Origin of the sequence: Aeromonas sp. QDB56, from assembly GCF_027705505.1 — a bacterium.
Lineage (GTDB): Bacteria > Pseudomonadota > Gammaproteobacteria > Enterobacterales > Aeromonadaceae > Aeromonas > Aeromonas caviae.
Window position 1 is genome coordinate 1 of the sequence record NZ_JAPDBZ010000183.1, and the last position, 6,262, is coordinate 6,262.

5 protein-coding genes and 1 pseudogene are annotated in these 6,262 nt (G+C 63.0%); 4 read left to right on the plus strand and 2 right to left on the minus strand.

The window, feature by feature from the left end; all coding sequences use genetic code 11:
• Positions 1–31: 31 nt before the first annotated feature.
• Entirely contained in the window at positions 32–244 is a 213-nt protein-coding gene (locus OKB81_RS18825; RefSeq protein ID WP_270698305.1) for a hypothetical protein, read from the minus strand.
• Between the two features lie 533 nt (positions 245–777).
• Here OKB81_RS18825 and amt point away from each other — a divergent pair.
• The 3 genes from amt (at position 778) to OKB81_RS18840 (ending at position 4,411) form a co-directional block, all read left to right on the plus strand.
• A complete protein-coding gene (amt, locus tag OKB81_RS18830; RefSeq protein ID WP_010673021.1) occupies positions 778–2,205 on the plus strand; it encodes an ammonium transporter in 1,428 nt (475 codons plus the stop codon).
• Positions 2,206–2,436: 231 nt separating this feature from the next.
• A complete protein-coding gene (gene rlmD, locus OKB81_RS18835) occupies positions 2,437–3,789 on the plus strand; it encodes a 23S rRNA (uracil(1939)-C(5))-methyltransferase RlmD (protein ID WP_048209027.1) in 1,353 nt (450 codons plus the stop codon).
• 112 nt (positions 3,790–3,901) lie between these two features.
• Positions 3,902–4,411 (plus strand): GNAT family N-acetyltransferase, encoded by a 510-nt coding sequence (locus OKB81_RS18840; protein ID WP_270664173.1) that lies wholly within the window; start codon positions 3,902–3,904, stop codon positions 4,409–4,411.
• Between the two features lie 220 nt (positions 4,412–4,631).
• Here the strand turns inward: OKB81_RS18840 and tppF are convergent.
• Positions 4,632–5,245: pseudogene (gene tppF / locus OKB81_RS18845) on the minus strand (type IVa pilus pseudopilin TppF).
• Positions 5,246–5,285: 40 nt separating this feature from the next.
• On the opposite strand from tppF, the gene OKB81_RS18850 reads away from it, so the two are divergent.
• The gene (locus OKB81_RS18850; protein ID WP_043153000.1) at positions 5,286–6,074 is read left to right on the plus strand and encodes a TatD family hydrolase; all 789 of its coding nucleotides are present in this window, start codon (positions 5,286–5,288) and stop codon (positions 6,072–6,074) included.
• Positions 6,075–6,262: the final 188 nt, after the last annotated feature.

Sequence of the window (6,262 nt, forward strand, 5' to 3'; positions counted from 1 at the left end):
AGCCGGCTGGAATGACGACTATCGGGCTCAGTTATTCTTTGGTTAAAATATCAACAAAGTGTGCTCCCGCCCTGGGGGGATTGCCATCCTGCAGCAGGAAGCTTGCGTTGCCGAGATGAAAATAGGCCACGCCGTCGCCATCGGAGGCCAGGGTAAAGCCGAGATCCTGATAGAACTGCTTTGACAGCGGGAAATCCCGGGCAGGCACGAAGGCCTTGATTTCGGTCACGTTGAGATTGGGCATGGGCTCCTCGCGGCGCTGGGAACAGGGGAAGATGGCTTGCCAGTATGACCGGGCATTTCGGGGCAAGCCAGACGAATGGCGCGAGTTTGCACTCTTATCGTGCTTGTGCCCCTTGGGTGGGGGGATATTGGCCGTCAGCCTCATTTGATTTCACCATGGTATGGCCCATTTCATTTATTTCATAAATACCTTAGCAGGATAGATAAGCCTGCCAGGGTGACATCACCACGGGTTCGCCCTGTCATTGTGAGGTGGTTGGGTCATCCTGGTGCATTTTCCCGGCAATGCACAGCCAAAGTGCGATTTTCCCCCTGTAACCGGGCATTGTGCGCCAAGATGGTGCGTGTTGAATGTGATGAAAAGATAACGCTATGAAATAAAAGGATTATTTTTCTTGGCCTGCTTTATGCTTTCCCCATGTCATGTCGCCATGATGTCTCCGTGAGCCACACAGGTACGGTGGGCAGGTGGCCAGGTTGGAAATGCATATCAGGAAATGGACCCGGATGCCGGGACGACAAGGAGAGGGCTGTATGTTCAAGAGACTCGTAATGACTGGCCTGCTGGCGCTGGCCGCCACCATGGCCGCCCCGGGCTGGGCCGAAGAGGTGGCCGCGCAGGCCGATGTGGTACAGGCGGCCGCGACCGTGACCATCAACAAGGGGGACAATACCTGGCTGATGGTGGCGGCGGCCCTGGTGATCCTGATGTCCGTGCCGGGCCTCGCCCTCTTCTACGGCGGCCTGGTGCGCGCCAAGAACATGCTGAGCGTGCTGATGCAGGTGTTCACCCTGTTCTGCCTCATCACCGTCCTCTGGGTGGTCTACGGCTACTCCCTGGCCTTCACCGAGGGCGGCGCCTTCTACGGCTCCTTCGACAAGGTGCTGTTGATGGGGGTGACGCCGGATTCCATCGCCGCCACCTTCAGCAAGGGGGTCGGGATCAGCGAATTCATCTACGTGGTGTTCCAGGGTGCCTTTGCCGCCATCACCTGCGGGCTCATCGTCGGCGGCTTTGCCGAGCGGATGAAGTTCTCGGCGGTGCTGCTGTTCGCTGTGATCTGGTTCACCTTCGCCTATATCCCGATGGCGCACATGGTGTGGTACTGGGCGGGTCCGGATGCCTACACGGATGCGGCCGCCGCCGAAGCGGCCGGTGCCACCGCAGGCTATCTGTTCCAGCACGGCGCTCTGGACTTCGCCGGTGGCACCGTGGTGCACATCAACGCCGCGGTGGCCGGTCTGGTAGGGGCCTTCATGGTGGGCAAACGGGTTGGCTATGGCCGTGACCCCATGACCCCCCACAGCCTGACCATGACCATGATCGGTGCCGCCCTGCTCTGGTTCGGCTGGTTCGGCTTCAACGCTGGCTCCTCCCTCGAAGCCAACGGCACGGCGGCCCTGGCCTTCGCCAACACCTGGATCGCACCGGCCGCTGCCGCCCTCTCCTGGACCTTCGCCGAGTGGGCGATGAAGGGCCGTCCCTCCCTGCTTGGCGCTGTCTCCGGTGCGGTGGCGGGCCTGGTCGCCATCACCCCTGCCGCCGGTTTCGTCGGTGTGGGGGGCGCCCTCATCATCGGCCTGCTCAGCGGTGTGGCCGGTTTGTGGGGCGTGCACGGTCTCAAGCGTCTGCTGGGGGCCGATGACAGCCTGGACGTGTTCGGCCTGCACGGGGTGTGCGGGATCCTGGGGGCCGTGCTGACCGGGGTGTTCGCCAGCCCGGATCTGGGCGGCACCGGGGTGTGGGACTATGTGACCAACCAGGTGGCCGAGGGATACTCCATCCTGGCCCAGGTCAAGGTACAGGTCATCGGCGTGGGGGTGACCGTGGTCTGGACCGCCCTGGTCTCGGCCGTGGCCTACAAGCTGGTGGACCTGCTGATCGGTCTGCGGGTGAAGGAAGATGCCGAGCGCGAAGGGCTGGACGTGACCAGCCACGGCGAGAAAGCCTACAGCCATTGATCCTGCTGCCATGAATGTCATACCGCCGGCCCCGTCCGGCGGTTTTTTTATTGGGGCGGACTGGCCAGGCTGCCCGGACCGGGCCGCTGGTGGCCGGGGTCGCTATTTGTGTTTGCGGGGTCTTTTATGCCTGCATTTTGGGCGGATCTCCGCTAAACTCTGCCACCCTTTATTCGGGGTCGCCGGGTCTGCCCCGTCGTCACCCTCTCTTTCATGCCTTCGGAGCCGCTCATGCCGTTAGTGGGACACCAACATCAGATCGATATTCTGGAACTGACCGACAAGGGGGATGGCAAGGGTCGCCTGTTCGATCGCCCCCTGTTTGTCGAGGGTCTGCTGCCCGGTGAGCAGGCGCTGGTCGAGTTGACCGAGGTCAAACCGAACTACCTGCACGGCAAGCTGGTCGAGCTGACCCAACCCTCTGCCGATCGGGTGGCCGATTTTTGCCCCAACACCGAATGCGGTGGCTGCCAGGTGCGCCCGCTGGCCTATCCGGCCCAGCTTGCCCTCAAGCAGAGCCTGGTGCAGAGCGCACTGGAGCAGGTCGGTCTGGGTGAGGCCGTGGTCAACCCTATCCTCGGCATGGAGACGCCGTTTGCCTACCGCAACAAGGCCCAGTACGCGGTGCGTGGCAGCGAGGCGGGCGCCGAGATCGGCTTCTACCGCAAGCACTCCCATGACCTCATCACCGCCGATGATTGCGCGGTGCAGGATTCGCTGCACGTGGAGCTCAACGCCCGGGTACGCAACTGGATGCGCGAGCACGACATCGCGGCCTATGACGAGGTGGCCCACACCGGCTGCGTGCGCAACCTGATGACCCGCAAGGGCTTCAAGAGCGGCGAGCTGATGGTGGTGCTGGTGACCCTGGGCGAAGCGCTGCCGTTCGAAACCGAGCTGCTGGCGGCCCTGGCGGATCTGCCGGTCACTACTCTGGTGCAGAACATCAACGAGGCGCGTACCAACCGCATCCTGGGTGACAAGAACCGGGTGTTGCTGGGCAGCGGGGTGATCCGCGACAAGATCCACGAGCTCGAATTCGAGATCTCGCCCCTCTCTTTCTTCCAGAACAACCCGAGCCAGACCGACGTGCTCTACTCCAAGGCGCTGGAGTATTGCGAGCTGACCGGCAGCGAGACGGTGTTCGACATCTATTGCGGCATCGGCACCATCTCCCTGTTCCTGGCAGGCAAGGCCGCCAAGGTGGTGGGGATCGAGTCGGTGGAGAGCGCCATCAGCGACGCCCGTCGCAATGCGGCCCTCAACGGCATCGAGCAGACCGAGTTCCACGTGGGCAAGGCGGAGCAGCTGATGCCTGCCCTGCATGCCGACGGGGTGAGTGCCGACGTGGTGGTGATGGATCCGCCCCGCAAGGGCTGTGACAAGGCGGTATTGCAGACCCTGGTGGCCATGGCGCCGCGCCGTCTGGTCTATGTCTCCTGCAACCCCCAGACTCTGGCCCGGGATCTCGCCTGGCTGGTCAAGCAGGGCTTCGTGCTGGACGAGGTGCAGCCGGTGGACATGTTCCCGCACTCCATGCACGTGGAAGCGGTTGCTCGCCTGAGCCTGCCAGCGAAAGCCTGAGCGGGCAGAGGGCGTGGCGTTAGCCAGATGGCTCTGATAAAAACGACTCCTGAGGGAGTCGTTTTTTTTATGGTCGTGGTCGGCAGAACCACCAGGCAGGGAGGTCGGCGTGATGATTCGTATGGCAGGGGTGGAGGATGCGGCGGTGCTGGACAGCTTCTTCGGGCAACTGGACAGGGAGACCCGCTTCATGCTGTATGAAGCGGGAGAGCGCCCCTCGGACATCGCGGGGCAGCGCAGGCGGCTCGAGGCCATGGCCGCGGCCCCCAACCAGGCCATGTGGCTGCTGGATCTGGCGGGGGAGGTGCAAGGGTTTGCCGCGCTCCTTGGTGGCGGCCTGGCACGCAACCGCCACTGCGCCCTGGTGGTGATGGGGCTGCGTTCGGGGGCGCGCGGGCAGGGATGGGGTGAACGGTTGCTGCGTACCCTGATCGCGGCCGCGAGGGATCTCGGTATTCACCGGCTGGAGCTGGGAGTGATGGCCCACAACGAGGTGGCCCACGCCTTGTATCGCAAGTGCGGGTTCGTGGAGGAAGGGGTGAGACGGCAGGCCTATCGGCTGGACGAGGGCTATGTGGACGAGATTTCCATGGGGCTGCTGCTGCCGCTGGACAGGCCATGACGCCGCTGGCCCCGAGATGCTGGTCTGGGGAGTTGGATTGGGGCAGGCTTGTGGGGAAACCATCAAGACAAGGAGGCGCCCATGAAGGGGATATTGCTGCGTTGGCTGGCTCGCTACGATGCCTGGTGCCAGGAGTGGGGACTCACACCGGAGAACCGGCGCTGCTGCGCGCCGATACGCCATGATGAAGACGAGAAGCGCCCGGAGAAGGGCGACGACCTCACTGGAACTGGCGGGTCACGGCACCAGTGACGCTGTTGTAGTCGAACGAGAGCCCGTCGGGGTATGCCGGGAAGCGGCCAACGGAGCTGCGCAGGGTATAGCGGCAGTTGTCGTGACGAAGGGCGCCGTCAGCCTGAGCGTCTGCCGGGATGAGCCGGGATATGTAGTCACTGTCTGAATCCTGGTGCAACTCATCGGCCACCGTCAGATCGGTATCGAGCAGGGCGCCAAACAGGCTCTCGCAGTCGTCCCGGCTGCTGACGGAGATCTGATCGCTGTCGCCACCGGGGAAGACGGTATCGGGCCCCTGACCTCCCTGGTCCTCCTTGGTGCCCACCGGCCAGCCATGGCTGTTGATGTCGAGATCCTGCATGCCCATGCCGCTAAAGTTGTAGAGTGCCAGGGGCTCCCCTTTACCTTGACCGCCCAGCCGGCGTGGGCGAGCCGGGCGGCACTGGCAAAGCTGCCCGCCGTGGCCGAGACGCTGCTCTTGAGCCCGTCGTCCTGGATGTTGATGAAGCGGGGCAGGGCGGTGACGGCCAGGATCCCCAGCACGATGATGACTAGCACCAGTTCTATCAGGGTAAAGCCTCGGGAAACGTGTGTTGGCATGGAATGAACCCATTGAGTACGACAGACAGGTAAGCGCGACATGGAATTGATAGACACCCACTGCCACCTCGATTTTCCGGTCTTTGACGCCGATAGGGAGGCGCTGCTGACCCGGTGGCGCCAGCTGGGGGTGGGCGAGTATATCATCCCCGCCCTGGGAGAGGAAAACTGGGGGCGGGTGATGGCGCTGGCCGGGCGCCACGACGGCATCCGTTATGGCCTGGGGATCCATCCCTGGTATGTGGGCAAGCAGCCCCGGGATGCACTGACCCGGCTGGAGACCCTGCTGGCGAGTCGGCCCCGTGGGCTGGTGGCCGTGGGGGAGTGCGGGCTGGATCTGCGCTCCCATGTGCCGCAGGAGGGGCAGGTCGAGATGTTCGAGGCGCAGGTGCGGCTGGCCATGGCGCATGAGCTGCCCCTCATCGTCCACTCGGTGCGTGCCAACGACACGGTCGCCAAGATCCTGCGGCGCTTCACTCCGCCACAAGGGGGGGTCATTCACGCCTTCAGCGGCTCCCTGCGTCAGGCGGAGGTGTTCTGGCAACTGGGTTTCAGGCTGGGGATCGGGGGGGTCATCAGCTATGAGCGGGCCAACAAGACCCGGGAGGCGATACGCCAGATGCCGCTGGAGGCCTTGCTGCTGGAAACCGACGCTCCCGACATGCCGCTGCAAGGCCAGCAGGGGGAGGTGAACACGCCGGCCAGCCTGCCGACCATAGCCCGCTTGTTGGCACAATTGCGGCAGCAACCGCTGGAGGATGTTATTTCGGTGTTACATGACTCCACCCGGCGGCTGTTCCCCCCAGGAAATCATGAAATTAACATTTGATTATCAAATGATGACCGAGTGATAAAAAACAGGGCCCATAAAAATCGTTTGCGGTCTAATTAAACGATGTTCAGGCCGTTTGTGGCTTATAAAATGTGACCAGTATTCTATTTCCTGATTACCCATGACCCTCAGCCAGCTTCAAGAGCCGATATGGCATCGGAGGGCTTGCCACGACTGCATGCCCC

Coding starts and splice junctions, on each gene's coding strand:
- OKB81_RS18825 (WP_270698305.1), bottom strand. CDS start 244: ATGCCCAATCTCAACGTGACCGAAATCAAGGCCTTCGTGCCTGCCCGG.
- amt (WP_010673021.1), top strand. CDS start 778: ATGTTCAAGAGACTCGTAATGACTGGCCTGCTGGCGCTGGCCGCCACC.
- rlmD (WP_048209027.1), top strand. CDS start 2,437: ATGCCGTTAGTGGGACACCAACATCAGATCGATATTCTGGAACTGACC.
- OKB81_RS18840 (WP_270664173.1), top strand. CDS start 3,902: ATGATTCGTATGGCAGGGGTGGAGGATGCGGCGGTGCTGGACAGCTTC.
- OKB81_RS18850 (WP_043153000.1), top strand. CDS start 5,286: ATGGAATTGATAGACACCCACTGCCACCTCGATTTTCCGGTCTTTGAC.